At 64.7% G+C, this 25,544-nt stretch carries 28 protein-coding genes, 1 pseudogene and 1 riboswitch; of the genes and pseudogenes, 13 read left to right on the top strand and 16 right to left on the bottom strand.

Translation table 11 applies throughout. From position 1 onward, the window contains the following. The 3 genes from QAZ47_RS09325 to QAZ47_RS09315 all read right to left on the bottom strand — a co-directional run bounded on the left by QAZ47_RS09325 (position 1) and on the right by QAZ47_RS09315 (position 1,815). Positions 1 to 372, bottom strand: coding sequence for a response regulator (locus QAZ47_RS09325; RefSeq protein WP_278233034.1), 372 nt, complete (start codon positions 370 to 372; stop codon positions 1 to 3). A 75-nt stretch (positions 373 to 447) separates the two neighbouring features. Then, a complete protein-coding gene (gene hpt, locus QAZ47_RS09320; protein WP_278233033.1) occupies positions 448 to 990 on the bottom strand; it encodes a hypoxanthine phosphoribosyltransferase in 543 nt (180 codons plus the stop codon). A 177-nt stretch (positions 991 to 1,167) separates the two neighbouring features. Then, positions 1,168 to 1,815 (bottom strand): hypothetical protein, encoded by a 648-nt coding sequence (locus QAZ47_RS09315; RefSeq protein ID WP_278233032.1) that lies wholly within the window; start codon positions 1,813 to 1,815, stop codon positions 1,168 to 1,170. Positions 1,816 to 1,996: 181 nt separating this feature from the next. On the opposite strand from QAZ47_RS09315, the gene ftsE reads away from it, so the two are divergent. The 3 genes from ftsE to QAZ47_RS09300 all read left to right on the top strand — a co-directional run bounded on the left by ftsE (position 1,997) and on the right by QAZ47_RS09300 (position 4,562). Then, positions 1,997 to 2,656: a cell division ATP-binding protein FtsE gene (ftsE, locus tag QAZ47_RS09310; protein ID WP_095816884.1), complete on the top strand. Its 660-nt coding sequence runs from the start codon at positions 1,997 to 1,999 to the stop codon at positions 2,654 to 2,656. Beyond that, positions 2,649 to 3,641 (top strand): ABC transporter permease, encoded by a 993-nt coding sequence (locus tag QAZ47_RS09305; protein ID WP_278207806.1) that lies wholly within the window; start codon positions 2,649 to 2,651, stop codon positions 3,639 to 3,641. The genes ftsE and QAZ47_RS09305 overlap by 8 nt, the downstream gene beginning before the upstream one ends. A gap of 168 nt (positions 3,642 to 3,809) precedes the next feature. Further along, positions 3,810 to 4,562, top strand: a complete 753-nt coding sequence (locus QAZ47_RS09300; protein WP_278233031.1) for a YdcF family protein — start codon at positions 3,810 to 3,812, stop codon at positions 4,560 to 4,562. Here the strand turns inward: QAZ47_RS09300 and QAZ47_RS09295 are convergent. After that, positions 4,552 to 5,169: a pyridoxamine 5'-phosphate oxidase family protein gene (locus tag QAZ47_RS09295; RefSeq protein ID WP_278233030.1), complete on the bottom strand. Its 618-nt coding sequence runs from the start codon at positions 5,167 to 5,169 to the stop codon at positions 4,552 to 4,554. The genes QAZ47_RS09300 and QAZ47_RS09295 overlap by 11 nt on opposite strands. A 115-nt stretch (positions 5,170 to 5,284) precedes the next feature. Between QAZ47_RS09295 and QAZ47_RS09290 the strand changes: the two genes are divergently transcribed. Both QAZ47_RS09290 and QAZ47_RS09285 read left to right on the top strand, forming a co-directional pair. Then, a complete protein-coding gene (locus QAZ47_RS09290) occupies positions 5,285 to 5,527 on the top strand; it encodes a hypothetical protein (protein ID WP_278233931.1) in 243 nt (80 codons plus the stop codon). Between the two features lie 34 nt (positions 5,528 to 5,561). Next, complete coding sequence (locus tag QAZ47_RS09285; RefSeq protein ID WP_278233029.1) at positions 5,562 to 6,362, top strand: 1-acyl-sn-glycerol-3-phosphate acyltransferase; 801 nt, start codon at positions 5,562 to 5,564, stop codon at positions 6,360 to 6,362. A 6-nt stretch (positions 6,363 to 6,368) separates the two neighbouring features. Here QAZ47_RS09285 and QAZ47_RS09280 read toward each other — a convergent pair whose 3' ends face one another. The 3 genes from QAZ47_RS09280 to QAZ47_RS09270 form a co-directional block, all read right to left on the bottom strand. Beyond that, positions 6,369 to 6,983: a LysE family translocator gene (locus QAZ47_RS09280; protein ID WP_278233028.1), complete on the bottom strand. Its 615-nt coding sequence runs from the start codon at positions 6,981 to 6,983 to the stop codon at positions 6,369 to 6,371. A gap of 88 nt (positions 6,984 to 7,071) precedes the next feature. Then, the gene (locus tag QAZ47_RS09275) at positions 7,072 to 8,019 is read right to left on the bottom strand and encodes an aldo/keto reductase (RefSeq protein WP_278233027.1); all 948 of its coding nucleotides are present in this window, start codon (positions 8,017 to 8,019) and stop codon (positions 7,072 to 7,074) included. A gap of 117 nt (positions 8,020 to 8,136) precedes the next feature. Then, positions 8,137 to 8,673, bottom strand: a complete 537-nt coding sequence (locus tag QAZ47_RS09270; RefSeq protein WP_278073938.1) for a gamma-glutamylcyclotransferase — start codon at positions 8,671 to 8,673, stop codon at positions 8,137 to 8,139. A 123-nt stretch (positions 8,674 to 8,796) separates the two neighbouring features. Here QAZ47_RS09270 and QAZ47_RS09265 point away from each other — a divergent pair, with 123 nt between their 5' ends. Next, positions 8,797 to 9,795: a DUF2125 domain-containing protein gene (locus tag QAZ47_RS09265; RefSeq protein ID WP_278233026.1), complete on the top strand. Its 999-nt coding sequence runs from the start codon at positions 8,797 to 8,799 to the stop codon at positions 9,793 to 9,795. Between the two features lie 8 nt (positions 9,796 to 9,803). After that, positions 9,804 to 10,739: a sugar kinase gene (locus QAZ47_RS09260; RefSeq protein ID WP_278233025.1), complete on the top strand. Its 936-nt coding sequence runs from the start codon at positions 9,804 to 9,806 to the stop codon at positions 10,737 to 10,739. Between the two features lie 360 nt (positions 10,740 to 11,099). On the opposite strand, the gene QAZ47_RS09255 is transcribed toward QAZ47_RS09260, so the two are convergent. Together QAZ47_RS09255 and hisC are read right to left on the bottom strand one after the other, a co-directional pair. Next, the gene (locus tag QAZ47_RS09255; protein WP_278233024.1) at positions 11,100 to 12,035 is read right to left on the bottom strand and encodes a prephenate/arogenate dehydrogenase family protein; all 936 of its coding nucleotides are present in this window, start codon (positions 12,033 to 12,035) and stop codon (positions 11,100 to 11,102) included. 6 nt (positions 12,036 to 12,041) lie between these two features. After that, the gene (gene hisC / locus QAZ47_RS09250) at positions 12,042 to 13,103 is read right to left on the bottom strand and encodes a histidinol-phosphate transaminase (protein ID WP_278233023.1); all 1,062 of its coding nucleotides are present in this window, start codon (positions 13,101 to 13,103) and stop codon (positions 12,042 to 12,044) included. A 188-nt stretch (positions 13,104 to 13,291) separates the two neighbouring features. Further along, positions 13,292 to 13,369, top strand: a riboswitch (SAM riboswitch). A gap of 67 nt (positions 13,370 to 13,436) precedes the next feature. Here hisC and QAZ47_RS09245 point away from each other — a divergent pair. From QAZ47_RS09245 to QAZ47_RS09235, 3 genes are all read left to right on the top strand, one after another. Next, a complete protein-coding gene (locus QAZ47_RS09245; protein ID WP_278233022.1) occupies positions 13,437 to 14,606 on the top strand; it encodes a homoserine O-acetyltransferase in 1,170 nt (389 codons plus the stop codon). A 79-nt stretch (positions 14,607 to 14,685) separates the two neighbouring features. Next, positions 14,686 to 15,300, top strand: coding sequence for a methionine biosynthesis protein MetW (gene metW, locus QAZ47_RS09240; protein ID WP_278073645.1), 615 nt, complete (start codon positions 14,686 to 14,688; stop codon positions 15,298 to 15,300). A gap of 146 nt (positions 15,301 to 15,446) precedes the next feature. Next, positions 15,447 to 16,439: a glycosyltransferase gene (locus tag QAZ47_RS09235; protein WP_278206422.1), complete on the top strand. Its 993-nt coding sequence runs from the start codon at positions 15,447 to 15,449 to the stop codon at positions 16,437 to 16,439. Positions 16,440 to 16,506: 67 nt separating this feature from the next. On the opposite strand, the pseudogene QAZ47_RS09230 reads toward QAZ47_RS09235, so the two are convergent. Next, positions 16,507 to 16,707: pseudogene (locus QAZ47_RS09230) on the bottom strand (DUF1330 domain-containing protein); the annotation flags it as partial. Positions 16,708 to 16,901: 194 nt separating this feature from the next. On the opposite strand from QAZ47_RS09230, the gene QAZ47_RS09225 reads away from it, so the two are divergent. After that, entirely contained in the window at positions 16,902 to 17,831 is a 930-nt protein-coding gene (locus tag QAZ47_RS09225; protein WP_278233021.1) for a glycosyltransferase family A protein, read from the top strand. 49 nt (positions 17,832 to 17,880) lie between these two features. On the opposite strand, the gene QAZ47_RS09220 is transcribed toward QAZ47_RS09225, so the two are convergent. The 3 genes from QAZ47_RS09220 to QAZ47_RS09210 all read right to left on the bottom strand — a co-directional run bounded on the left by QAZ47_RS09220 (position 17,881) and on the right by QAZ47_RS09210 (position 21,538). After that, positions 17,881 to 18,681: a DUF1194 domain-containing protein gene (locus tag QAZ47_RS09220; protein ID WP_278233020.1), complete on the bottom strand. Its 801-nt coding sequence runs from the start codon at positions 18,679 to 18,681 to the stop codon at positions 17,881 to 17,883. A 155-nt stretch (positions 18,682 to 18,836) separates the two neighbouring features. Then, positions 18,837 to 20,648: an ABC transporter ATP-binding protein/permease gene (locus QAZ47_RS09215; protein ID WP_278233019.1), complete on the bottom strand. Its 1,812-nt coding sequence runs from the start codon at positions 20,646 to 20,648 to the stop codon at positions 18,837 to 18,839. A 107-nt stretch (positions 20,649 to 20,755) separates the two neighbouring features. Further along, positions 20,756 to 21,538 carry a methyltransferase domain-containing protein gene (locus tag QAZ47_RS09210; protein WP_278206417.1) on the bottom strand — a complete coding sequence of 261 codons (783 nt, stop codon included), beginning with the start codon at positions 21,536 to 21,538 and terminating at the stop codon, positions 20,756 to 20,758. A 99-nt stretch (positions 21,539 to 21,637) separates the two neighbouring features. Between QAZ47_RS09210 and gloB the strand changes: the two genes are divergently transcribed. Together gloB and QAZ47_RS09200 are read left to right on the top strand one after the other, a co-directional pair. Beyond that, positions 21,638 to 22,405, top strand: coding sequence for a hydroxyacylglutathione hydrolase (gene gloB / locus QAZ47_RS09205; RefSeq protein ID WP_278233018.1), 768 nt, complete (start codon positions 21,638 to 21,640; stop codon positions 22,403 to 22,405). Positions 22,406 to 22,473: 68 nt separating this feature from the next. Next, the gene (locus tag QAZ47_RS09200; RefSeq protein ID WP_278233017.1) at positions 22,474 to 22,905 is read left to right on the top strand and encodes a cupin domain-containing protein; all 432 of its coding nucleotides are present in this window, start codon (positions 22,474 to 22,476) and stop codon (positions 22,903 to 22,905) included. On the opposite strand, the gene QAZ47_RS09195 is transcribed toward QAZ47_RS09200, so the two are convergent. From QAZ47_RS09195 to QAZ47_RS09185, 3 genes are all read right to left on the bottom strand, one after another. Continuing rightward, positions 22,902 to 23,573, bottom strand: a complete 672-nt coding sequence (locus QAZ47_RS09195; protein WP_278233016.1) for a lysoplasmalogenase — start codon at positions 23,571 to 23,573, stop codon at positions 22,902 to 22,904. The genes QAZ47_RS09200 and QAZ47_RS09195 overlap by 4 nt on opposite strands. Then, entirely contained in the window at positions 23,570 to 24,457 is an 888-nt protein-coding gene (locus QAZ47_RS09190; protein ID WP_278233015.1) for an EamA family transporter, read from the bottom strand. Before QAZ47_RS09190 ends, QAZ47_RS09195 begins: the two co-directional genes overlap by 4 nt. A 147-nt stretch (positions 24,458 to 24,604) precedes the next feature. Beyond that, the gene (locus tag QAZ47_RS09185; RefSeq protein WP_278233014.1) at positions 24,605 to 25,396 is read right to left on the bottom strand and encodes a DUF3108 domain-containing protein; all 792 of its coding nucleotides are present in this window, start codon (positions 25,394 to 25,396) and stop codon (positions 24,605 to 24,607) included. Positions 25,397 to 25,544: the final 148 nt, after the last annotated feature.

Here is a 25,544-nt window from a genome sequence, read left to right as displayed (position 1 = left end):
TCAGGCGAAGCAGCTCAATGCCCGACCGACGCGGGCGCGGATCTCTGCCAGCGTGAACGGCTTCTGCACAACGTCGAGGATGATGCCGTTCAGTTCCTCGGCGCGCTCTCGCTGGTCGGCGTAGCCGGTCATCAGCATGATCTTCATCGCCGGGTACTGTTTCGCTGCCGCCGTCGCCATCTCGATGCCGTCCATCTCCGGCATGCGGATGTCGGACACCACGAGATCGTAGCCGCCGCGGTTCTGCTGGATCAGCGCCAGCCCCTGCGCGCCGTCGGCGGCGATGGCGATAGTATGCCCGTCGCGCTCCAGCGCGCGGGCGGCGAGGGTGCGGACGGACTCATCGTCCTCGACGATCAGAAGCTTTGCCATGGCGAGATAGATGCCGCCGAAACGTTGACGTTTTCTGAAAATTCGAAACGTCTGTGCGGTCTTTGGAGCGCGACCTTACGCGTCGCCCTTCACGACCCCGACAAACGGCAGTTCGCGGAAAGCATGCGCCACGTCCATGCCGTAGCCGACGACGAAATAGTCGGGGCAGTCGAAGCCGACATAGTCGGCGTTGAGCGTGGTCTGACGGCGCATGCGCTTGTCGAGCAGCACCGCAATGGCGCAGCTCCTGGCGCCGCGCGACAGCATGAGATCGCGTGTGAAGGAAAGCGTCTTGCCGGATTCGAGGATGTCGTCGATCAGCAGAACGTCGCGTCCGGCGACCTCGTTGTCGATATCGCGCAGCACCCTGACCTCGCCGCTGGTGGTGCCGGCGCCATAGCTGGAGATGAAGATGAACTCGACCTCGGGCGACAGGCCGACATCGTGCATGGCGCGGATGAGATCGGCGGCAAAGACGAACGAGCCCTTCAGGATCGAGATCACAAGCAGGTCATGATAGTCGCGCCCGGCGATCTCCTTGGCGAGTTCGAGATTACGCCGGGCGATCGCCGAAGCCGAAAACAGGACCTCGATTTCCTTGCCGCGAACAACTGGCATCGTTTTTCCTTCAAAAAATCGGCAGCGGTGTCGATAGACGGGTTGAGATTCAGGTCAGGCCGAGCCGAAAATTGTGGCTTCCGAGAACCGGAGCGGAGCGTACGTTTCAGTACGTGAGCACCGGAAGCGCAGGAAGCCGCTATTTGCAGGCCGGCCTCACCTGAATATCAATACGCCTCAGCCGGCGAAGGTGACCGATACGGCCCTGACACCGTTTCTAGGCACATCGAGGCGGCTGGAAAAGCCGAATCTTTCGCCCGGCGCCAGCGAGCGGTTGGATGTCCCCAGCCTGTAGCGGATGACGTTGCTGGCTTTGTCGGTGACGCGGATTTCGAGCGGCGGCAGCGCTTCCGCTCTTGCGCCGTCATTGGCTGCCTCGCCGTCGACGAACAGGACGGGCTTCAATCCCGAGTCATCGATTCGTGACGTCACGCCGGAAATGCTGAGCGCGCTTGCCGGCTGCGCGGTCGTCCACAATGGGCTCTGGCGCACCAGCGCGTGCCCGCCCGAGATCCAGAAAGCGACGAGTGCGGCGCCCACTCCGGCGATCCAGAAGATCGGACCGCCGCGCGAGACCGGCCGCGTGGGCGCGGCCTCCGGTTTGCGCAGCATGCCCATGCCTTCGACGGATGGCGTCGAGGGCGCTTGCGGCGGTGGCGGCGCCACGGTCGGCTCGGAACGGGCGGCGAAACGCGGCAGCACCACATAGTCGGCGTCGACGATGTCGGCCGGCGCGTCGAGCATGACGCGCTCCGGCGCGGCATTTGCCGGCGTGCCGGTCATGATTTCGCCGGAAACAGGGCGCGCGGTTCTGTCTTCAGCCATTACGGCCCCAGTGCAATCTTCGTTGCTTTTGGGTAAACGCAAATGGTTAACGCTTCCCCACCGGAACCATTGTGAAACGTCTAAAACGCGCAGAAATTAACCGACGATTAACCATGCCGGCCGATGGTCTTGGCAGAGAACAGGCCGGCAGGACGCCGCCTAAGGTTTCAGGTCGCCGAAAGTGATCCGCTTCGAAAATGTCGGCCTCCGCTATGGCATGGGTCCGGAGATCCTCCGCGACATTTCCCTGCACATTCCGGAGCGCTCCTTTCAGTTCCTGAGCGGTCCTTCGGGCGCCGGCAAGACGACCTTGCTGCGCCTGCTCTTCATGTCGCTGAAGCCGACGCGCGGTCTGATCACCATTTTCGGCAAGGACCGTTCGCGCATCTCGCGCAGCGAATTGCCGCTGCTCAGGCGCCGCATCGGCGTGGTGTTCCAGGATTTCCGCCTGCTCGATCACATGACCACTTACGAGAACGTCGCGCTGCCCCTGCGCGTGCGCGGGCGCGAGGAGGCAGGCTATCGCACCGACGTCACCGAGCTTTTGAAATGGGTCGGGCTCGGCGACCGCATGCATGTGCTGCCGCCGGTACTGTCCGGCGGCGAGAAGCAGCGCGCAGCGATCGCCCGCGCCCTGATCGAGCAGCCGGAGATCCTGCTTGCCGACGAGCCGACCGGCAATGTCGATCCGCCGCTGGCGCGCCGCCTGCTGCGGCTCTTCATCGAGCTCAACCGGCTTGGCACCGCCGTGGTGATCGCCACCCACGACCTCGGCCTGATGGAGCAGGTCGATGCGCGCCGCATGATTCTCGCCGGCGGAAGGCTGGATGTCTATGACTGATCTTCCGGCCCACCACCTGCATGACGAGGCTGCCGCCGAGACGACGGCAACCGTTCGGCGCGTCCAGCGCAAGATGGCGCCGATCGTGCCGGCGCAGAACATCGCCGGCCGGGCGCTGGTGCTGGTCATCGCCATCATGACCTTCCTGTCCTGCCTGACCTTCGGCGCCGTGACGCTGGTGCGCGACACTGCCTCGGTGTGGGAGAACCAGATCTCGCGCGAGGCGACGATCCAGATCAAGCCGGTCGAGGGCCTCGACATGGAGGCGGCACTTGCGCAGGCCTCGCAGATCGCCAGCGAATTCCCCGGCGTGAAGGGCACGAGGATCGTCGACCGCGATGCGACGGCGCGGCTCCTGGAGCCGTGGCTGGGCACCGGCCTCAATATCGATGAACTGCCGGTGCCGCGGCTCATCGTCGTCACCATCGACGAGGCCAGCCCGCCCGACTTCGCCGCCATGCGCGCCGCGATCACGCCCAAACTGCCGAGCGCGGCGCTCGACGACCATCGCACGTGGGTCGACCGGCTGGTCGCCATGGCGCACACGACGGTGACGATCGGCTTTGCCGTGCTGGCGCTGATATTGTCGGCGACGGTGCTGACGGTCGTGTTCGCCACGCGCGGCGCCATGGCCGGCAACGGTCACATCATCGAGGTGTTGCATTTCGTCGGTGCCGAGGCCCGCTTCATCGCGCGCGAATTCCGCTGGCATTTCCTCGTCACCGGCATGAAGGGCGCTGCCGCCGGAGGTGCCGCCGCTATTCTCGTGTTCATCGTCTTTTCCTGGTGGTCGTCGCGCAACATGGCGACGCCGGAGGCCGACCAGGCGACCGCGCTGTTCGGCAATTTCGCCATCGGCTCCACCGGCTATCTCGGCGTCGGCCTGATGGTGCTGGTGATCGGCGCGCTCACGGCGGCGACCTCGCATGCCACCGTCGTCGCCTATCTCAGCGATATCGACATCCGCCAGCCGGACTCGGGCTGATCATGACGAGACGCCGTGGGACGAAAACGGAACCGGTCTAAACCGTTATATTCAGGAAGGAAAACGATCACGGACCGAGCAGCTGCCGTAACGCAAAGTGCGCCGCCTTATCTATGAAAGGGCGCATTTCGGAGTTAACCATAGGATGTTTTCAGGATTAACCTGAGGATGATGGACGCGCGGGACTCGATCGGAACGGCTGGACGGATGCCAGCGGCGCTTTCGCGCGGCGCTGGGTCTGCGAGGTCTGGTCGCCTCAGATTTGCGCTTCGTATCTGCGGTTTCTTCGTGCTTGCCCTGCTGGCGCTTTTCGCTGGTGGCTTCGGCTGGTTTGCCGACAAGGTCAGCAGCATGACGACGCCGGTCAATCCGGCCAAGGCCGATGCCATCATCGTGCTCACCGGAGGCCAGTCGCGGCTCGACGCAGCCATGGACCTGCTGGCGTCGGGCAAGGGCGAGCGGCTCTTGATAAGCGGCGTCCATCCCTCGGCCAGCCGCCGCCAGCTGCAAATGGCGATGGGCGGCGACAAGCAGCTGTTTTCTTGCTGCGTCGACATCGACCGTGCCGCGCTCGACACCATCGGCAATGCCGAGGAAAGCGCCAAATGGGTGGAAAGCCACGCCTATGGCAGCATCATCCTCGTCACCAACAACTACCACATGCCGCGCAGCCTGCTGGAAATGGGCCGGCTGCTGCATGGCGCGCGGCTCGAACCGTATCCGGTGGTCAACACCAAGCTCGGCAACGGCAGCTGGCTGACCAAGCCGGAAGCGCTGCGCGTGCTGCTCACCGAATACAGCAAATATGTGCTGGCGCTGGCGCGCGGCATCGTTCCGCTTCGCCCGACCGCCGAGGGCGTCACCCTGGCCGAAGCCTCGGTCGCCAAGGACGAGAAGCAGCCAGGCCAGGTCATCCCTTAGTCGCAACTCCACGCAGGCGCGCAACTTCTTGCTCGAGGTCTGCTATGCGCCGGTCGCGCTCGGCAAGCGCCGCGGCCACATCCGCTGCTTCAAAACGCTGCGGAATGTGCTGCGGACAATTGGCATCCCAGGCCGTGACGGTGAACAGGATCGCCTGCTCCGATCGCGCCCTGTAATTTGCCGGCATCAGCCTTGCCGTTAGGTCTGGATCGTCCTCGATCACCTGCGCCCGGCCCCAGATCTTGATGCGCTGCCGAAGCATGTAGTCGATCAGGAACAGGAAGGCCTGGGCATTGTCCGCAAGATTGCCCTGGGTGATGAACTGCCGGTTGCCCGAGAAGTCGGCAAAGCCGATCGTATGCTCGTCGAGCGCCTTGAGGAAGCCGGCAGGGCCGCCGCGATGCTGGATATAGGGCTGGCCGCCGCCATTGGCCGTCGCCAGGAACACGCTGGTCTGCGCCTCGACGAAGGCGGCGAGATCGGGCGTGATCGCCGCCCGCCAGCCGCCGCGCTCCTCGACGCGAGCATAGGACTCGCGCGAACCTTTGCGGGACTGGATGGCCTTGACCGTGGGCGTGAAGGCGACATCGCTGGTGAAGGCGTTCATGGCGGCGCTCCCCGGACGAAATAGCACCGTATTTAACCCCTTCCGAAATCCGGAGGAAGAACGCATATCTGCAATCTAAGCTTCCATTTTCTGGAAGAATGGATGGACCGCCTCGATGCCATTCCCCTGCTCGTTCGCCACGGTGGAAGCCGGCAGTCTTTCCGCTGCGGCGCGCCGTGCCGGCGTGCCGCCGCTCGAGCCGTTCGAGCAGCCGCCCTGGCCGGTCCGCCTCGTTCATGCCGACCAGGGCCTGCTGCCGGTGAAACTGCGCGCCTTCCTCGATCTCGCCGCGCCACGCCTGAAGGAGCGGCGCAGTTCGACCACGGCGCCGTTTTCTTTTTGGCCGCGCTTGGTGTAACCAACGCACACCTCCACACCGGGCCCTTTCCCGCATGCTCTATATCCGCTCGCTGGCGTTCAACCTTGCCTTCTATCTCAGCCTGGTCGTCCAGATGATCTTCTGGACGCCCTTCTATTTCCTGTCGCCGCGCCACCGCGCCTGGTTCGTGCCGAAATTCTGGTCGCGCACCTCGATGTGGCTCTACGACAAGATCGCCGGCACCAGGAGCGAGATCACGGGCGTCGAGAACCTGCCGGAAGGGTCGTTCATCCTGGCGCCCAAGCATCAGTCCTTCTGGGACGCGATCGCCTTTTTTCCTTATCTCGACGACGCCTTGTATATTCTGAAGCGGGAACTGACCTGGATCCCCTTCTTCGGCTGGTACATCATGAAGATGCGCATGATCCCGGTCGACCGCGGCAGCCGCTCGAAAGCGTTGAAAGCGGTCGTCGTCGCGACCAGGCAGGAGATGGCGCGCAATCCTCGTCAGCTCATCATCTATCCGGAAGGCACGCGCCGCCCGCCGGGCGCCGAGCCGTCCTACAAATACGGCATCGTCGAGCTTTATACCCAGCTCGGCGTTCCCGTGGTGCCGGTCGCCCACGTCGCCGGCCTCTACTGGCCGCGCCGCAAATTCATGCGCTATCCCGGAACCATCAAGGCCCGCTTCCTGCCGCCCATTCCTCCGGGTCTCGGCAAGGAGGAATTCATGCAGCGGCTGATCGGCGAGACGGAGGCCGCCTGCGACGAGCTGCTCGTCGAGGCCGCGCGCGCGCCGAACCCGCCGCCTCTGCCGCCGACGGCGGTGAAGCGGCTGGCGGAGCTCGGCGCTGCGCCAACGACAAAGGCTTGATCCCGCTCACGGCAGTGCCGCGAGCGCGGTGGTCAGCACCAGCGTCGCCGCAAAGACGAGGTTGATGATCCGCGATGCCAGCGGATTGCGCAGCAACCGCGCGAAAACAGTGCCGGCGAGAAGCCAGATCGCGTGGATGGCAACGATCATCGCTGCCAGCACCAGCAGCCTGGTTGGCACGCCGAGCGCATCGGCCTGTGCCGAGGCGCCGGCAAACACGGCGCCGATCGCCACATAGGCCTTCGGATTGGCGACGGCGAGCATCAAGCCGCCGAGAAAAGTAGGGCGCGCCGCCTTGTTCTCGTTTTCCGCAAGAGGCGGCGCCGTCGCGATCCTGAAGGCGAGGTAGAGGATGTAGGCGGCCGAAGCGACCGTCAGCAGCGGCGCCAGCCCCGGCATCGAGGCGAGCACACCGACCAGGCCGGCGGCCACCACCAGAAGCACGACGGTCGTTCCAAGCACGACGCCCAAAGTGTAGCCCAGCGAAGGCCGCAGCCCGAAGGCGGCGCCGATGGCGGTGACGCTGATCGTCGCCGGACCGGGACTGCCCATGACGACGGCCGCCGCCATGACCAGCGCCAGCAATTGCTGCCAGGACTGCGCGCCAATTCCTGCGGCCATGCCGAACCTCAATTCCTGCCGCGATGCGGCTAGGAATTATCGCAGGGCTCCAACAAGGTCTTGGACGATCGTGCGCTACCTTACACGCCTAGGCGCTGGCCCGGTCCAGCGCTGCGATGTCGTCGGCGGAAAGCTTGAGCGATGCCGCGCGGATCAGGCTGTCCATCTGGGCTGGCGTCGTGGCACTTGCGATCGGCGCGGTGATGCCCGGCCGCGCCATGATCCAGGCGAGCGCCACTTCCGCCTGCTTGGCCGAATGGCGCGCAGCCGCGGCATCGAGCGCGGAGAGGATGCGCATGCCGCGCTCGTTGAGATACTCTGCCACGTCTTCGCCGCGTTCGCTCTGGCCGAGATCGGCCTTGCCGCGGTATTTGCCGCTCAAGAATCCCTTGGCGAGGCTGAAATAGGTGATGACCCCGAGGCCCTCCGTCTTGCAGAGGTCGAGCAGCGGTCCGTCCAGCGAGGAACGGTCGTACAAATTGTATTCGGGCTGCAGGATCTCGTACCGTGGCAGGCTGCGCAGGCTGGCGACATCGAGAGCAGCGCGCAATTGCCCGGCATCGAGATTGGAGCAGCCCGGATAGCGGATCTTGCCTTTCTCGAGCAGGCGTTGATAGGCGCCGAGCGTCTCCTCGTAAGGCGTGGCCGGGTCCGGCCAATGTGACAGATAGAGGTCGATGACGTCGGTCTGCAGCCTCTTCAGCGATTGATCGACCGCCTTTTCGATATAGGCCGCGGAGAGGTCTTTCTTTCCCTGGCCCATATCGGAGCCGACCTTGGTGATGACGACGATCCTGTCGCGGTTGCCGCGGCTTTTCATCCAGTTGCCGATGATGGTTTCGGATTCGCCCCCCTTGTTGCCCGGAGCCCAGCGTGAATAGGCATCGGCGGTGTCGACGGCATTGAAGCCGGCTTCGGCAAACCGGTCGAGCAGGTCGAAGGAGGTCTTCTCGTCGGCGGTCCAGCCGAAGACGTTGCCCCCCAGAACCAGCGGCGCGATGGAAAGGTCGGTACGACCGAGACGGCGTTTCTGCAAGATTGATCTCCGTGATGCTGGGATGGGCCGCGACGCCCGGGAATGGATTGCCGGTAAGCTAGGTCGTGGCTTGCCGAGGTCAAAGGCATGGTTTTGCTTTTTGATCGGGCCAGGCCGTCACGAAGGCGCGACCTGCCGCCCCACCTGTTCCAGCCAATGGTCGCGGATGCCGAGCGCCTTCAGGTGCTCGAGCGTGCTGAGCACATAATCCTCGTTCCTGCCCGACTGGCCGACGGCGCCGCGAACGACTGCCGCGGCATGGCCGGCGTCGAGCCCGCCGGCATATTGCTCATGCGCACGGTCGACGATGTAGGCGACCGCCTCGACCGTTCGGTCCCCTCCCGCCCCGTTTCCGTCGAGCCGGACGTCGAGCATGCGTTCGAGATAGACGTTGGTCACCAGCTCGCGCTCGCGCAGATAGGAAAGCACTTCGTCCCGCAGATCGCCGGGCACGCGGAAGGCAAGGCCGATGCAGGAGCCGCCGCGGTCGAGGCCGAGCACCAGTCCCGGCCGCTCGCGTGTGCCGCGATGCACGAAGGAATAGACACAAAGCGACCGGCGATAGCCGTAAAGACGGGCTCGCCGCGTCTCGACATGTGCGAATCCCGGCCGCCAGATCAGCGACCCGTAGCCAAAAACCCAAAAATCGCCCATATCGCCAAGCCTGATCGCGCTCGAGTGACGACGTCGCACCGTAAGGTGTTTCTTCCGTCCCCGCTTGTTGTGCGTGAGATTAACAGCCCGCTCGCCGCATGAGGGGTTAACGAGAGCCGCAGCATGACGTCAAGTGACGAGCCATCGCGCAAACCTGGCCGCCGGCTGTTCTGGCTTGCCGCGTTCATAGTCGCGCTGTTCGCCATCTACAGCGCCGGCTGGTTCTATCTTGCCGGCCGCCTCAAGACGGAGGCCGACCAGGCCGTGGCCAACCTCGGTACCAAAGGCATCGCCGCCGGCTGCGCCAACCTTACCGTCAGCGGCTATCCGCTGAGCTTCGCCGTTTCCTGCGACAGCCTGGCCTATCAGGATGACGCCAAGAGCATTGCCGCCTCCACCGGCAGCTTCAACGCCGTCGCAGGGATCACACAGCCTCTGTCGCCGGTGGCCGATGTGCGGGGCCCGCTCCGAACCTCGGTGCCGGGCATGCCGCCGCTTTGGATCGACTGGGACAGGCTGAGCGCGACGGTCAAACTGTCCTGGCCCCTGCCGCGGCGCGTTTCGCTGCAGGCCGAAGGCCTGTCGGGCCAGACCGACCCGGCCGACGATTCCGATCCGGCCGAATTGTTCTACGCGGCAAACGCGGCCGGGCAGTTGGAGCCCAAGGAGCAGGACGTCGTCTATACCGGCAGCGTCGGCGATCTCGAGATCAACGCCAACGCGATCGGCGGCCGCGTGCTGCCGGCGCTGGACGGCGGCGGCGAGGCGACGGTGAAGAACGGTGTCGCGCTGATCGCGGCGCCGCCGAAAAGCCTGCGCGGCCAATCGGTCGATATCGCCAAGCTCGACCTGTCGTCGGGAACGGCGCGCGTGACCGTGTCCGGACCGATCTCGGTCGACGCGGACGGCCTGGTCGATGCCAATCTGACGATCAAGCTCAAGGACCCGAAAGCGGTGGCGGCCATCCTCGGCGGCGCCATTCCCGAGCACAAAAGCGAGATCGAGCAGGGTTTTGCCGGCCTGGCCATGCTCGGCAACGAGCCGTCCATGCCGCTCAGGATCGTCAAGGGCAAGGCTTCGCTCGGCTTCATCCCGCTGGGCAAGATCAAGCCGGTCGATTGAGGGCTGCGATGGTGGGACCCGTCAGGCTGCTCAGCGTCGGCGCGTTCACCCTCGACACGATCCTGCGTGTCGACACGCTGCCCACGCATCAGGGCAAGTTCATCGCCAGCGACGGCATCCAGATCGCCTCTGGCATGGCGACGAGCGCCGCCTGCGCCGCGCATCGCCTGGGCGCCAGCGTATCGCTTTGGGCGAGTGCGGGTGACGATGCGGTCGGCGATCGGCTGGTCGCCGAGATCGAGGCGGAAGGCGTCGATTGCAGCCTGATCCGCCGCGTCGCCGGCGCGCGCTCGGCGCTGGCCGCGATCCTGGTGGATGCTCATGGCGAGCGCGTCATCGTGCCGTTCTATGACAGACAAGCGCAGGCCGATCCCGAGACGCTGCCGCTTGCCGATCTTTCCGCCTTTGACGCCGTGCTTGTGGACGTGCGCTGGCCGGGCGCCGCGGCGCTCGCCTTGACGGCCGCGCGGGGCGCCGGCCGCCCGGCGATCCTCGACGCCGACACCGCGCCGGTCGAGGTGCTGGAGCGGCTTTTGCCTTTAGCCTCGCATATCGTGGCCTCGGAGCCGGCGGCGCGTATCGTTTGCGGTCATGCGCTCGACCCGGAAAGCGCCTGCGCCGACCTCGCTTCGCGCACCGACGCCTTTGTCGCGGTGACAGGAGGCGCCGCCGGAACCTGGTGGCACGACCAAGAAGCCGGCCGCATCCGCCATGTCGAGGCGCCGAAGGTCAAGGCGGTGGACACGCTGGCCGCCGGCGACGTCTTCCACGGCGCCTTTGCCGTCGGTCTTGCCGAAGCCATGCCGCCCGAGCAGGCGCTGCGCTTTGCCAGTGCCGCCGCCGCGCTCAAATGCCTGCGCTTCGGCGGCCGGCTCGGCGCGCCGAACAAGGCCGAGACAATGGCGATGATGGCAGCCCACTGGCCGCCGTCGGCCCAGGGCTAGTGGCACTGCACAGGGATTTGACCGATCAGCTCCGTTTGCGTTGGCAGGCGGTATGCGTTGGAGGTTGGCCTAAACGCCCATCGCGATCGTCATTCCAGGGCGGAGCAGGAGCGAAGCTCCGTCGCGAAGACCTTGGAATCCATGCCGTTACCTTCGCCAGGGAGTGCAACGGAGTAGAATTCTGCACCGTGGCGGCACTTCCAAGTCACGGAATGGATTCTATGGTCTGCGCTGCGTCGCTTCGCTCCTTGCTCCGCCATAGAATGACGAGGTTGGAAAGGCTTCAGCCAATCTCCAAGGCTGCCAATGCAGACGTAGCCGACGCATCAAAATCCGGTGCCGGGAAATTAAGGAACCCGCCTACGATTTGACCGGGTGTTCGACCGCCTGACGTCCGAAATCCGGCACGTCGATGTCCTGGCCGGCCTCGATGATCGAGCGGCGGATGGCGCGTGTGCGGGTGAAGAGGTCGAACAGCTTCTCGCCGTCGCCCCATCGGATCGCCCGCTGCAGCGAGGCAAGATCCTCCGAGAAGCGCGCCAGCATCTCAAGGATCGCGTCCTTGTTGTGCAGGCACACATCGCGCCACATGGTCGGGTCGGAGGCAGCCAGTCGAGTGAAGTCGCGAAAGCCGGAAGCGGAGTATTTGATGACTTCCGTCTTGGTCACCGATTCCAGGTCGTCGGCGGTGCCGACGATGTTGTAGGCGATGATGTGCGGCAGGTGCGAGACGATCGCAAGGGTCATGTCGTGATGCTGCGGGTCCATCGTGTCGATGTTCGAGCCGCAGCGCCGCCAGAATTCGGAGAGCTTCTCCAGAGCCTTGGCATCGGTTCCCGGCAGCGGCGTGAAGATGCACCAGCGGTTGTCGAAGAGATCGGCGAAGCCGGCGTCCGGACCCGACTTTTCCGTGCCCGCCAGCGGATGGCCCGGGATGAAATGCACGCCCTCCGGCACATGCGGCTCAATCTGCGCGATCACCGAAGCCTTGGTCGAGCCGACGTCGGTCAGGATCGCCCCCTTCTTCAGCGCCGGCGCGATCTCGGCGGCGACCTCGCCGGACGACCCGACCGGAACCGAGACGATAACGAGATCCGCGTCGCGCGCCGCTTCCTTGGCCTCGGTCGTGTAGGAATCGCCGAGACCGAGTTCCTCGGCCCGCCTCAGCGTCGATGTGCTGCGCGTCGCGATGGCGATATGGCGCGCCAGGCCTTCGCGGCGGATGACGCGGGCGAGCGACGAGCCGATCAGGCCGATGCCGACCAGCGCTATTTTCTCGAACATCGGTGAGGTCATGGTGTTCTAGCTTTTCAGGAAATTCGTCAGCGCTTCGACGACGCCGCGATTGGCCTCTTCGGTGCCGATGCTCATACGCAGCGCATTGGGGAAGCCGTAACCGGTGACGCGACGCAGGATGTAGCCGCGTGCGCTCAGATAGTCGTCCGCCGCCGCCGCCGAATGCCGCTTGTCATCGGGAAAATGGATCAGCACGAAATTGCCGACGCTGGGCGTGACGCGCAGCCCGAGCAGGGTCACCTGCTCGCTGACCCAGGCCAGCCATTTCTCGTTGTGCGCCACGCTGCGCTCGACATGGGCGCGGTCGCGGATGGCCGCGATGCCCGCCTCGATCGCGGTTGCGTTGACGTTGAAGGGACCGCGCACCCGATTGATGGCATCGACGATATGCGCCGGCCCGTACATCCAGCCGACGCGCGCCCCGCCGAGGCCGAGCTTGGAGAAGGTGCGCGTCATGACGACGTTCTCGGAACTGCCCGCCAGCTCGATGCCGGCCTCGTAGTCGTTACGGCGTACATATTCGGCATAGGCGGCGTCGAGCACCAGAAGCACGTTCTTCGGCAGTCCGGCATGCAGCCGGCGCACTTCCTGGAAAGGCACGTAGGTGCCGGTCGGATTGTTGGGATTGGCAAGGAAGACGATCCGCGTCGCCGGCGTGACGGCGGCGAGGATCGCGTCGATGTCGGCGCGCTCGTCGGTTTCCTTGACTGCCACCGGCTTCGCGCCGGCCGCCTGGATGTAGATCTTGTAGACCATGAAGGCATGTTCGGTGAACACGGCCTCGTCTCCCGGCGCAAGATAGGTCTGTGCCAAGAGCCCCAGGATCTCGTCGGAGCCGTTGGAGCAAACGATGTTTGCCGGGTTGAGGCCGTGCACTTCAGCGATCGCCTCGCGCAGCCGGCGGGCGCTGCCGTCCGGATAGACGTCGAGCCTGGCAGCCACGTCCCGCGCGGCCTCGATCGCTTTCGGCGAGGGCCCGAGCGGATTCTCGTTGGACGACAGCTTATAGACCTTCGTCACGCCGGCCGGCGCGGTGCTCTTGCCCGGCACGTACGCATCGATGTCCATGATGCCCGCGCGAGGTGTTGGACGTGCCTGATCCTGCTTCATGTCACAAATCCGTCGAGAAGGCCTTCGAGGCCGCAGCGGAAATACAGGCCGTGGCCCCGAATGTCGAGTGCCGGTGCTTGCGCCACCATGCCGATCCCAGGTAGCTGCCCGTTGACGAAGCGCGGCGCTGGTCCTAGAAGAGCAGCCGGACTTCCCGTGGTGATTTGGCCGGTCGGCTTGCAGCCACGTTAAACAATTCGCTAAAGGGCCGTTTGCAACCTGTAACCGGCTTTGCGAAGGCAGGCCGGTTTTTTGTTGTCCGCCGCCGGCCGGACTGGATGGGGAATGCAAATGTCCGCTCAGCGCGTTGCAAGGACCAACAACGAGGCCGACCATCCGTCGAGCCCGGTGCTGCGGTTCGGTCCCGACAAGCCGCTGAAGCTCGATGCCGGCACGATCCTGTCGCCATTCCAGGTCGCCTACCAGACCTACGGCACCCTCAACGACGCCCGCTCCAACGCCATCCTCGTCTGCCATGCGCTGACCGGCGACCAGCATGTCGCCAACACCAATCCGGTGACCGGCAAGCCGGGCTGGTGGGAGGTGCTGATCGGCCCCGGCAAGATCATCGACACCAGCCGCTTCTTCGTCATCTGCGCCAACGTCGTCGGCGGCTGTCTCGGCTCCACCGGCCCGGCCTCGACCAATCCGGCGACAGGCCGGCCCTATGGCCTCGACCTGCCGATCATCACCATCCGCGACATGGTGCGCGCGCAACTGATGCTGGTCGACCATTTCGGCATCGAGAAGCTGTTTTGCGTGATCGGCGGCTCGATGGGGGGCATGCAGGTGCTGGAATGGGCCGCCAGCCATTCGGAACGCGTCTTCTGCGCGCTGCCGATCGCCACCGGCGCCCGCCATTCCTCGCAGAACATCGCCTTCCACGAGGTCGGACGGCAGGCCGTCATGGCCGATCCGGACTGGCATGGCGGCAAATATCTCGATTTCGGCCGGCGTCCGGAAAAGGGGCTCGCGGTGGCCCGCATGGCCGCCCATATCACCTATCTGTCGGAGGCGGCCCTTCACCGCAAGTTCGGCCGCAACCTGCAGGACCGCGAGGCGCTCACCTTCGGCTTCGATGCCGATTTCCAGATCGAAAGCTACCTGCGCCATCAAGGCATGACTTTCGTCGATCGCTTCGACGCCAACTCCTACCTCTATCTGACCCGCGCGATGGACTATTTCGACCTCGCCGCCGACCATGGCGGACGGCTGGCCGATGCCTTCGCCGGAACCAGGACGCGTTTCTGCCTGGTGTCCTTCACAAGCGACTGGCTGTTCCCGACGGAGGAAAGCCGCTCGATCGTGCATGCGCTCAATGCCGCCGGCGCCTCCGTCTCCTTCGTCGAGATCGAGACCGATCGCGGCCATGACGCCTTCCTGCTCGACGAGCCGGAACTGTTCGCGGCCATCAACGGCTTCATTGCCTCCGCCGCCCGCGCCAGGGGGCTCAGCCTATGAGCGGGTCGCGATTCGTTTGTTCTAGCCGCATTCCTGCGACGCCATCGGCTGCAAATGCCATAAGGCCGGAGGTTGCCTGATGAGCGTCAACCGCGCCCAGCGTGTCGACCTCGAGGTCGTCACCGATCTCATCCCGTCGCATTCGCGCGTGCTCGATGTCGGCTCGGGCGATGGCGTGCTTTTGGAACTGCTGCAGGAGACCAAGCAGGTCGACGGCCGCGGCCTGGAATTGTCGCAGCGCGGCGTCAACGAATGCGTGGCGCGCGGCCTCTCCGTCGTCCAGGGCGATGCCGACAAGGACCTCGAATTCTATCCCGACAAGGGTTTCGACTTCGTCGTGCTGTCGCAGACCCTGCAGGCGACCCGCAACCCGAAGCTGGTGCTCGACGAGCTGCTTCGGATCGGCAACCGCGCCATCGTCTCCTTCCCCAATTTCGGCCATTGGCGGGTGCGCTTCTCGCTGCTGATCAAGGGCAGGATGCCGGTCACCAAGGACCTGCCCTATTCCTGGTACGACACGCCGAACATCCACTTCTGCACCATCCGCGACTTCGTCAATCTGTGCGAAGAGCTCGGCGCGACGGTCGAGAAGGCGACCGCGCTCGACGCCAACGGCCAGAAGATCGGCCTGTCGATGCCGTGGTGGTTCTGGAACTTCTTCGGCCAGCAAGCGGTGTTCTTGCTGCGGCGGTAGTAGCGCTCGAATCTGTTCTCCTCGCTCGCAGCACAGCCGCGAATGTCGGTGGAGCACCAAATATTTGCATTGTTGTTTCTGTCATTTGACAGCGAATTGAGACGGCTATACTGACCTCAATCAGGCAACATGGTGGGTGAACAGCGATGGTCGGCGATCTCCCGACTTATTCAGTCGTCGTGGAAATGGAAAATGCCAAGTCGATCGACTGGGACGAGATCGGCGTTGGGCTGACCATCCTGGCGGATGAAATCGCCTCGGTTTCGGCGGCCGGTCTCGCAAGCCCGAAAGTCGTCATCTCGCACGCCGGGCACGACGCGGACGCCCCGTCGCTGCAGGACCACATCAATAGGGAAGCACCACGGCTGAAAGAGGTGGCCGAGCTTCGCTTCGCCGCCTGTCCCGGCGGCCGCTATTACGAACTCAAGAACAACGGAGTCCTGGCAACCGACACGGACATTGTGATCTTCATGGACTCAGACACGGTTCCGGAACCGGGCTGGCTGTCGATCCTGCTCGGCCCGTTTCAGAAACCCGGGACCGTTTGCGTCAACGGCTATACCTACCTTTTCTACGACGATTTCTTCTCGCGAACCTTTGCGCTGATCTGGTTCTTCCCTATGGCTCGGGGAGACGAGAAATTCGCCGCGAAACGGGCGATCAACGCCAACAACGTCGCCTTCCGGCGCGACTGGATCGCCAGCCATCCCTTCCCGCAGAACAATGGATTCAAGGTTTCCTGCACGCTGCTTATGCATCAGCTTCGCCGCGAGGGTCACGAAATCGTCCATGCCGGCGCACGCGTCTATCACTATCCCCCGCGGGGTTGGCGTTTCTTCTTGTGGCGCGCACTGGTGACCGGCAGGGATGCCGACAGGAAGTTCGTCGAGATCAAGTCCCCCAGTCGCTCTCGACGCATCGCCAAGTCGTTCAGCCGATGGGTGACCAATTCGTGGCGCGTGGTACGACGGGTGATACGCCATGCGCCGCAGACAGGCATGTCGCTCTGGCAAATCCCGTTGTCGCTGATTGTCGGGCTGGCCTTCTACACTCTGGCGTTTTTCGGTCATTTCGGCCTGGCGACGGGCCTCGTACGCGATGAGATCGAAACCTTGCCCGACTATGTCGACCACAGTTAGCCTATCTGCAATTGTAGCCACGATCGCTCGGACTCGCCGCTAATCGTTCGCATTCTCGCCGCCTCATTCAGCCCAGCACATCGGTAGCCTTGTGCGGATGCTCGACGCCGTCGACGAAGATAACGTCGGATTCGGAATTGCCGGTGCGCAACGCGAGGATCTGTTGATATGCCGGCGACCGGTACCAGTCGCGCACATGCTGCCTGTCCGGGAATTCGATGACGATCAGGTGGCCCGGCCAGCTGTTCTCGACCACCTCGACTTCACCGCGGACAGACGCCGGTGTTGCCTTCAAACCGCAATGGCGCGGAAACCGACCGGAATCCGTCTCCTTTCCCGCTGCGCTTGGGTGACACGGAGACCGCTTTTTAGTAGCTTGGCTGCGATTCCGGGGGGGAATGGAAGGTAGCCATCAGACCCTTAGATCAAACGCCGGGCGCGACCGGTGGCAGCGGCAGCCGGATGTCGAGCGAAGTCGCTCCGTTGATTAGCGTGATCACGCCGACGCACAATCGGCGCCATCAGGTCGTTCGTGCGGTAGAAAGCGTTCTTGCCCAGACACTTACCCGCTTCGAGCACATCGTGGTCGACGACGGTTCGACCGATGGAACGGCCCTGGCCCTGGCCGAGATTCGCGATCCCAGGCTAATCTATGTCGGAGCGAAATGGCGAGGCGCCAATGCCGCGCGCAACGCGGGCATCGAGCGCGCGCGGGCGCCGATCGTGACCTTCCTTGATTCGGACGATGTCTATCTGCCGGACCGGTTGGAGCGGACGCTCGCGCGGTTCGACAAGAACCCGTCGCTCGAAGTGCTGATCAGTTCCTACGTCTCGGTGAAAGGCCAGCGCAGCACCAAGTGTATCAACCGCGAGGCCTTGCTCGACAAGAGCACGCTGCAGCGCGCCCTGGTCTCGCAGACGATCTTCATTGCCGGCTCGGCGATCACCGCCCGGCACGAGTCGCTGCTTGCGATCGGCGGCTATGACAGCGACATCACGCGCATGCAGGACCGCGAATTGCTGCTGCGTTTTGCCCGCCGCAGCGGTGCCTTGCTGTCGGAGGATATCGACTGGAAGAAGTACAATTCGGAGAATTCGATCTCCGGTCGTCGCGACGGCTATGTCGAGGCCTATGCCAACCTGATCGGCAAACACCCTTACATAGCCGACCGCTATCCCGACGTTCCGCCCTATATGATCGCCCGGCAGATTATCGCCGATATACTGAAGGGCAGGCTGCCGCAGGCTTTTTCCGGCTATCTCGCCAACCGGTCGTCCAAGGCGCTCGGCTACTCGCTGCCCGAATTGCTGCGCGGTTACGTCGTCGGCCGCCGCTGGCGTCGTGACTGTTATGACGAGTTCCGCGCCAAATACGGCGCCCGGGCGGTCTGATTAAGCGCACGGAGCGGCGTTCCAGCCGAAACACCGCAAGACAGGCACCTCACCGATCCAGCTCGGGAAAATACGGATCGGAAAACCGTTGCCGCAGCCGCTCGCCGAGCAGGCAATCGGTTGGCGCCTGCACATCGACGCGAATCCTTCTGGCATCATCGATGCCGCTCACCTCCTGGATCAGCTTGCGGCGGATCGCCGTCGAGAATTCGGACGCCGCATAGATCGGCAGTACGAACGAGCCGGGACCGCCGGTGACGCAGTCGGCATAGTAGCGGTCGAGGCGGCTGACGCTCGGCGACGGACTGATCAGGATCGGCAGGCCGTTGATGATTATGCCCTCGGCCAAAGCGGCGTCGCGGGTCATGGCGACAGGCAGTCCGGCATTGTTCGGCCCGTCCCCCGATATGTCGATGACCCGGCGCGGCGCCGAAAAGCCGTTTTTCTCCAAAAGCCCCGCACCGAAGCCGAGAGCGCCCGAGATCGACGTGCCGCGAAAGCTCCGGAACGGCCGGCCGGCGATCTTGTCGGCAAAGGCGTTGGCGCTGTCCGCGCCGTCGATGATCTGCCAGGCAATCACGCCGTCGTCGCGCACGACCCCCGCCCATTCGAAATAGGCGAGCGCGATGCGGCCTTTCCGGCCCGAGCGCACAGCGCTGATGAAGTCGCGATGGCGCAGCGCCTCGACATAGCCGGCACGCTGCAGGGCGAACTCCCCTTCGTCCATCGATTGCGAGATGTCGACGGCCAGCACGAGTTCGACATCGACAGGGGTGCCGTCGCCGATTGCAGGCATTGGCGCTGCCTCGGCGCAGGCAAGGCATGCAAGCAGGCTGAGCAGCTTGAGCATGGCAGGCTCCGACCGATGCATGTCGCCCAAAAGTGCGCAGCGGTTTTGGCGAACGACATGCATCAAGACAAAGACTTAAAGCGCGTCGCCTGAATCCGTTTCAGCGCGACGCGCTTTAGGCTGGGATTCTTCCCGGCGATCGCGGCGAAATAAAGCTATTTCTTGGCGCGCACCGCACGCGGTGGCGGTTCGATCGCCCCGGCGCGGAGGCGGGCCGGCTTGAGCGCCGATCGGCCGCTGTCCTTGACGATGGTGAGCGCGCGCGGGAAGAACTGGATGTTGTGCAGGCCGCGCCCGATATTGAGGATGGCGGCGTCCGGCAGCCTGGCCTGCAGCATCGCCAGCACGCGCCGTAGCGTGGCGCCGTCGAAGGTGTCCAGCGCTTCGTCGATGATCACCCATTTCGGCTTTCGCAGCGCCAGCCGGGCAACGGCGAGCAGCCGCTGTTCGTCGTCGGCCAGCTCATGCTCCCAGCGCGCCGAGCGGTCGAGCTGGGACGACAGGCGCTCCAGCCCGACTTCGCCGAGCACCGCGGAAATCTCGGCGTCCTCGATTTTACCGCCTTCGGTATGGTTGAGCACGTCGCGCAGCGTCCCGAGCGGGAAATAAGGCATGCGCGGCAGGAAGAACGGCTTCTCCCCGGCCGGCATGCCGATGCGCCCGCCTCCCCACGGCCAGAGGCCGGCGATGGCGCGGAAGAACAGCGTCTTGCCGGCACGCGGATCGCCGGTGATCATGACGCGCTCGCCGGCCTTTATCTCGACATCCGTCTCGGCAAGCCTCGTGCACCCGTCGGGCGATGCGACTTCGAGCTTTTCGAATGTCAGCGTGCCATTCGCGTTCTCGCTCAACTCGATACGCCTTTCCTTGGCATGCAGGATGTCGGTTTCGCCAAGCGCGATCCGGAAGTCGGCGACGCGCATCAGCGTTGCCCGCCAATCGGCGATGGCGCCGATGTTGTTGATGAACCAGCGCAGCGAGGAATTCACCTGGTTGAAGGCACCGACCGCCATCATCAATCCGCCGAAGCTTATGTCGCCGGCGAAATAGACCGGCGCCGCGACAAGGATCGGCGCCACCACGGTGATCCAGCCATAGGCATCGGTGACCCAGGACAGGTTGATCTGGGCGCTGTAGATGCGCCGCATGGCGCCGAGCACGCTGCCGAGGTCGAACTCCAGCTGCCGCCTGGCGTCCGCCTCGCCATGGGCGAGCGCGATGGCGTCGACATTCTCGTTGACGCGGACCATGGAGGAGCGCAGCTCCGCCTCGCGCGTATAGCGATCGCTGTTGAAGTGGATCAGCGGTCGGCCCACGAGCCAGCTCAGCCAGGAGGCGATGCCGGCGTAGAGGATCGCCGCCCAGACCATGTAGCCGGGTATCGTCAGCGAATAGCCGCCGACATGGAAGACGAAGCCGGAAGAGAGCTCCCACAGCACACCGATGAAGGACACAAGCAGGATGAAGGATTGCAGCAGGCCGACACCGAGATCGGTCGACAGGTCGGAAAGATGGCCGGCGTCCTGCTGCATGCGCTGGTCGGGGTTGACGCCGATGGCGCCGGCATGGGTGAGCCGGAAGGCGCGCGCCGGCCGCATCCATTCATCGATGAGGTCCAGCGTCAGCGCCTCGCGCAGCTTCAGCCGGATCGTCTGGTTGAGCCAGGTCTGGCCGATATTGAGCACCAGCAGGCTGCCGGCGATCACGGCAAACACCATCAGCTGGTGCAGGAACCCCTGCAGGTCGCGCCGTGCCAGAGCGTCGTAAAACGGCTGGTTCCAGCGGTTGAGCAGCACCTGCCCGATCGAGGTCGCGACGATGACGCCGACAATACCGATCAAGACCCACAGAAGCTGCCTGCGCACCGGCGACGTCTTCAGCGCCAGCCTGATCGTCGCCACCTGGTCTGAGAGGCTGCTCGACTCGACCGAGAACGCGGCCTGCTCGATACTGGGCGTGTCATCCATATGCGAAATCCCTGCTGCCGGGAGCGATCATCGGCGGTGGTGCCGCGCCCCGAACCCGCCCCTGAGATAGGGTGACGATCGCCATGCGGCGCAAGGCTTGTCCCCGATCACGAACGCGTCATCCGCCTGCCCGGTGGCACCGAGCTGGCGGCCTGGCGCCCGAGCGTTGTCGCGCCCTGCGGCGAGAACACCGGCACGAAGACCCTGCGTGACGCACGCTGCGCGACGGGCACGCCCTGGTAGAGCCGCTTCTGCGCCTCGACGACGATGACGCCGGAAAAGATTGGCCAGAGGCGCCGGCCGGCCCGCTCCAGCACGTTGTGGAACTGCATCATGAAGCGTCGCGGCGACGGCGGGAAGAACAGCGCGTCCGACCATGCGGCGGGCGTGAAATTGGCCTCGCGCAGCAGTTCGGTGAGCTGCCCGCGCGAGAACGGCCGGCCGTTGCCGAAGGGCGTGTGCTCGAAGCGCGCCCAGACGCCGCGCCGGTTGGGCACGACGATGACAACTCTGCCTGCCGGCGACAGCACGCGCCAGATCTCGTTCAGCGTCTCGCGCGGATTTTCGACATGTTCGAGCGAATGCACGAGCAGCATGCGGTCGATGCAGGAATCGACCAGCGGCAGTTCCTCGTCGAAGACCAGCGCCGTCGCCGTCGGACCGGTCGCGGGCCACACCACCGCCCCCTGCGTCGCCGGCATGAAGGCAAAGACCCGCTCGGCATCGGTGCCGAACCGTTCCAGCCAGGGCAGCGTATAGCCGAGGCCGACCAGACGCTCGTTCGGGACGGTTGCCCATATCGACGACAGCGCCATGGTGATCGCGCGTTCGGCCAGGCGGCCGAGCGTGGTCGAATAGAAGGAGCGGAGGTCGACGATATCCGAATGCATGCGCCGGACGGTAGCCGCGATAAATGCCGAGTTCAACAAAGGCGGATGACATCGGCGGCTGACCGCCCTATGTCTGCGGCGATAACGGAGAGCGACGAGATGCCGGTCGAAATCGAACAGTTCATGTGCCGCACCGACAATTTCGGCGTGCTGGTCCATGACCCCGAAAGCGGCCAGACGGCGATCATCGACGCTCCGGAGGAAGCTCCGATCCTGGCCGCGGTCAAGCGCACCGGCTGGACGCCGACCATGATCCTGACCACGCATCATCATGGCGACCACGTCGAAGCCAATCTGGCGCTGAAGGAGCGCTTCAAGCTCACCATCGTCGGGCCGGAGGCGGAAAAGGCAAAGATCCCAGGCATCGACGAGACCGTCAAGCAAGGCTCCGTCATCCGCCTTGGCGAGGAAAGGATCGACGTCATCGAAACGCCCGGCCACACCGCGGGCCACGTCTCCTACCATCTGCCGGCCTCGAAATTGGCCTTCACCGCCGACACGCTGTTCGCGTTGGGCTGTGGCCGGATCTTCGAGTGCAAGCCGCCCGTGATGTACGAATCGCTGAAGAAGCTCGCTGCTCTCCCTGCCGAGACGGTGATCTATTGCGGCCACGAATATACTTTAGCCAACGCCCGTTTCGCGCTGACCGTCGACCCCACGAATTCGGCCTTGAAGGAGCGCGCCGCCAGGATCGAGGCGCTGCGCGCCGACAACAAGCCGACCCTGCCGACGACGATCGGCGAGGAATTGTCGACGAACCCGTTCCTGCGCTGGCACGACCCGGTGATCCGCAAGCATCTCGGCATGGAGAGAGCGAGCGACGCAGAGGTGTTCGCCGAGGTCCGCAAGCGCAAGGACCATTTCTGATGCATGTCGCCCAAAAGTGTGCAGCGGTTTTGGGACAACGACATGCATCAGAATAGAGATTTCCCTGCGTGACCGGCGCCGCTGAAATCATCGCAACGCTGGGTCTCCAGCCGCATCCCGAAGGCGGCTGGTATGCCGAGACTTTTCGCGACGGCTCGGGAGGCCCGCGCGGCCATTCGACCGCGATCTATTTCCTTTTGGAGCAGTGCCAGCTTTCGGCCTGGCACCGGGTGAAGGACGCGGCTGAGGTCTGGCATTTCTATGCCGGCGCGCCGCTGGCGCTCGCCATGCACGAGGAAGGCGCCGGCGCCGTCATCGAACAGGTGCTGGGCACAGCCCTTGCCGCGGGCGAGCGGCCGCAGATCGTCGTGCCGGCCGGCTGGTGGCAGTCGGCGCGCAGCCTCGGCGAATGGACGCTGGTCGGCTGCACGGTGGCGCCTGGCTTCGACTTCGCCGCCTTCGAGTTGGCCGAGCCCGGCTGGCAGCCGAAAACCGCTTAACTCAAGAGAAAACCAAGCGTGATCGCCAGCTGGGCTGCATAATAAAGCACCCAGACCGCGTAGCGCATCCAGACGCGATGCGGCGAGATCGCGGCAAGCAGGAAGCGCTCCGCCGCCAGCAGCCCGTCCGAGGCCATGAACAGCACCGCGCCGGCAACGACCCAGGGATAGCTCGTGGTGAGCGCCGCAATGCCCATGGCAAGGATCGCCGCGACATAGACGGCGATCGAGATACGCAAGGGTGGGCCGACGCGGCGCCACAGCGTGGCGAGCATCACGACGACGAACACAGCCATCGCCAGCGCGACCGCGCCGCGCCACGGTTCCGTGCTGAGCAGTCCGATCCCGCCACCCACCTCCAGGAACAGGGCGACGTAGGCGACATGCGCGACGAGGAAGCTCGCCAGCCCGCCAAGGAAGGCCTTCTCGCCGTCGCGCGACAGGAACGCGTCGCCGACCGAGCTGAGCGCCAGCGCCGCGACGAGCAGCAGCGGACCGCCCTGCATGACGGCGAGCGCCGCCAGCAAGCCTACGGCCAGAGTCTTGGCGGCGGAACGGGCGATGCGGGGCGACAGTTCGAGCGCCAGGGCATAGATCGCGGCGGCGGCGACCGAGAACAGAAGCGTCGCATTCGGATTGGCGTCGATGCCGCCCGGAAACGGCATCATGCGCTTGCTCCGCCGGTCGCCGGCTTGCGCAGCAAGAGCGACTTCGCGGCGAGCGCCGCCCCGCCGGTTATGAGCACGCAGGCCGCGAGGATGCGCAATGACGGCTCGGCCACGCCCGCGGCGATCAGCACCAGCGTCGATAAAAGCGGCGCGGCATAGCTTGCCGCCCCCAGCACCTGGATGTTGCCGCGCTTGACGCCAATGTCCCAGGCGTAGAAGGCGGCGCCGACCGGCATCAGGCCGAGCCCGACGACCGCCAGCCACTGGCCCGGACCGTCCGGCAGCACGGTCTTTTCGAGCAACAGGTGGCAGACGAACGAGAGCACCGACGTCGCGGCGCAGAACCAGGTGACGATCGAGGTCGGCACCGATGGGAAGCGCCGCGACAAGAGCGAGTAGGACGACCACAAAAGCGCGCAGACGCCCGCCATCGCATAGCCGAAGGCGTAGCGCGCGTCGAAGGCGAGTCCGCCGCCCTTGGTGACGATGAGGAAAGTGCCGGCAAGGCCGAGCAGCGCGCCGACGACATGGTTCCAGGCCAGCCGCTCGCCCGGCATCAGCGCCGAGCCGAGCACGATCAAGAGCGGCCACAGATAGGCGATCAGACTTGCCTCGACCGCCGGCGCGTTGCGCAGCGCCGTGAAGTAGAAGAAATGGTAGCCGAACAGGCCGGCAATCCCGATCAGCCACACCTGCGGCGGAATCTTCCGGCTCTTGTCGGGAGCAGGCATGACCAGCCTGGCGGCAAGCCCGACGCAGGTGCCGATGGCGAAGGTGATGGCCGACAAAAGGAATGGCGGCACCTGCCCGGAGGCGTTGGTGAGCAATGCGAGCAGCGCCCACATGGCAACCGCCGAGAAGCCGATCAGTGTTGCGCGCCCCATGAATTCCCCCCGGCGGCGCGCAGGGGCGCCTCTAAAGCAATTCCAGGAAAAGTGTGTAACGGTTTTCCGTTCGGAATTGCGCAAAACAAAGAGCAATTCCAGGAAAGCGTGCTGCGACTTTCCCGTCAGGAATTGCGTAAAACAAACTTACTCGACGGCTTCGAACCGTCTCGCGCTGATGGTCAGCGGACCGATCTGGGTCCCGACCGTGGCGCGGATCGGCGCATATACGCCGGATTGGCCGAGCGGTGCAAATGTCACCATCATGCGGCTCTTGTTCTTGAGGAACTCCAGCGCCTTGCGCCCCTTGCGGTAGCCCGCCACCGGCTCGAAGCCCATCTTGCAGGTGACGGTGTCGCCCTTGTAGCCGGGCACCGAGATCGAGCCTTTCGAGGCGTAGGTCAGCGACAGGTTGGCGCGCATCTCGCCATCGTAGAACTTGACGGTCCGCCCGCAGACCTTGTCCAGGCTGTCGGCGTGGATGACGGTCGCCGCCATCGGATCGAGCACCGATTTCAGATCGCCGTCGCCGACCGGCACCCAGCTCTTCGGATCGCGCTTGCCTGGCTCCGGGACGACCTTCGTCGAAGCGACCCCGCCATTGGCGAAGCGTATGTCGACCGCCGAGGCCTTCTTGCCGGAAGTGTAATCGGCCCTGAAGGCCTGCGGCCGCATCTGCTGGCCCGAAATCGTGCCTTTGGACGAAATCGTGCCTTTCGTGTCGTCGAACAGCTTGGCGATGCCGGCGGCTGAGACCGTGCCGTTGATGGCATAGGTGTCGCCGTCGTAACGGCTCGAAAACGTCGCCCTGGCGACCGAAAGGCCGAGGAAGGAGACGGTATATTCGCCTTTGAAGGCTTGCGGCGCGGCCGCGGCGACGCCTGTCGACGGCACGGCGACGGCAAGCAGCGCGGCAAGGGCGTAGGATGGTCGAAGCATGGCGGGCGGCGAGTCCTTGATACTGGCCGGAAATGCAATGGTTCCAGCCTGGCAATCCCTTCGCGAAGGGCATATAGGGCGAAATCCGACCTTTATATGGAGCGCGCCATGTCGCAGCGCACGTGCCGGAGCTTGACGTAGTGGCGAA

It is taken from the genome of Mesorhizobium sp. WSM4904 (assembly GCF_029674545.1).
GTDB lineage: Bacteria > Pseudomonadota > Alphaproteobacteria > Rhizobiales > Rhizobiaceae > Mesorhizobium.
The sequence above is the reverse complement of the archived record's forward strand: the minus strand, read 5'-3'. Positions and strand labels throughout refer to the sequence as shown.